The organism is Streptomyces roseolus, from assembly GCF_014649855.1.
Lineage (GTDB): Bacteria > Actinomycetota > Actinomycetes > Streptomycetales > Streptomycetaceae > Streptomyces > Streptomyces roseolus.
The window spans coordinates 1-1,205 of sequence record NZ_BMTV01000084.1 but is presented as its reverse complement, the minus strand read 5'-3'; the positions used below and the strand labels follow the sequence as shown (position 1 = coordinate 1,205).

The window sequence follows — 1,205 nt, the reverse complement described above, 5'->3', positions numbered from 1 at the left end:
TGAGTTCTCAAGGTGCGGACGCTTCCTTCGTTCCCGTCTCCGGGCCCTCCGGGCGCTTCCTGCGCTTTCCTGCGTTTTCCTGCGTTTTCCTGCGTTTCCGACTCTATCAGATCTTTCCGATCCGATTTCCTCGGTGCTTTCCGGTCCCGATTTGTTTTCCTCGGGGCCTTCCGGCGCTTTCCGACTTTATCAGAATCATTTCCGGCTACCTAATCGGTGGCTTTTCGTGATTCGCGATTAAAGAATCGGGAGTGAGTCAGACTCTAGTTGATTGCTGCCGAGCTGTCCAGCTCCAGGCAACCACCTAAATCTACCTCCCCGCGTCCACCGTGTCAACGGTTTTCTCGGGCACCGGAGGACAGTACCAGTTCGGCGGGGCCCGTCGCACATCGGCCGGGGGCGAGCCGGGCGCTGTCAGGCAGGGAAGGTCGAGGGGGGCGTGTCGAGGTCTTCCAGTTCCACTCCGGGGGCGGAGAGGACGACGTCGCCGGCGATGTGGACGGTGTGGCGTTCGCCGGTGTCCAGGGTGCTGACCTGGTACGCGTCGACGGAGAGGGGGCCCAGGTCGGTGGGGTGCGTCTCGGTGCCCAGGAGGGACCAGGACTGGTCGACGGTGAGGGGGGCGAGGACCGGGTCCGTGAGGGCGACCAGGCGGACGCGGGTCTCCGGGGCGCCGGGGGTGAGGCGCAGGAGGCGGGTCAGGGCGATCAGGAAGGCCGGGGACGTACCGGTGAAGGCGTGGGCGCGGACGTTGCCCTCGGTGGCGTGGGTGCCGGTGGGGTCGGTGCGGACCCAGGTGACGCCGTCGAGGGCGGCTCCGCGGACCTGCCAGCTCGACGCGTGGAGTTCGAGGCGGATGGGGCGGCCGAGTTCGTCGACGGCCAGGTCGACCGAGCCGCGGTGGTCGCCGGCGGGGGTGGTGATCTGGGAGACGTAACGCCAGCCGGAGGGGCCCGGGGCGCAGTGGAAGTGTTCCTCGCCGAGGGGGGTGTGGTCGTGGGGATCGTGGAGCGAGTAGCGGCCGCGGGGCATCGCGTGGTCCTCGGGTGGTGGGGGAACGGGGCAGGCCCCCGGCACGGGTGCCGGGGGCCTGCTGGGTCGTCTCGTCCGCCGGTCGTGCGACCGGGGGCGGATCAGTAGCGGTAGTGGTCCGGCTTGTACGGGCCCTCGACCTTGACGCCGATGTAGGCGGCCTGCTCCGGGCG

At 68.7% G+C, this 1,205-nt stretch carries 2 protein-coding genes; both read right to left on the bottom strand.

Annotated features, from left to right (window positions below; translation table 11 throughout):
- Window positions 1-414: 414 nt before the first annotated feature.
- Window positions 415-1,032, bottom strand: coding sequence for a hypothetical protein (locus IE245_RS36550; protein ID WP_189955759.1), 618 nt, complete (start codon window positions 1,030-1,032; stop codon window positions 415-417).
- A gap of 101 nt (window positions 1,033-1,133) precedes the next feature.
- The coding region (locus IE245_RS38215) for an adenosylhomocysteinase (protein ID WP_189955761.1) at window positions 1,134-1,205 on the bottom strand (72 nt) is incomplete at its 5' end.

Coding starts and splice junctions, on each gene's coding strand:
- IE245_RS36550 (WP_189955759.1), bottom strand. CDS start 1,032: ATGCCCCGCGGCCGCTACTCGCTCCACGATCCCCACGACCACACCCCC.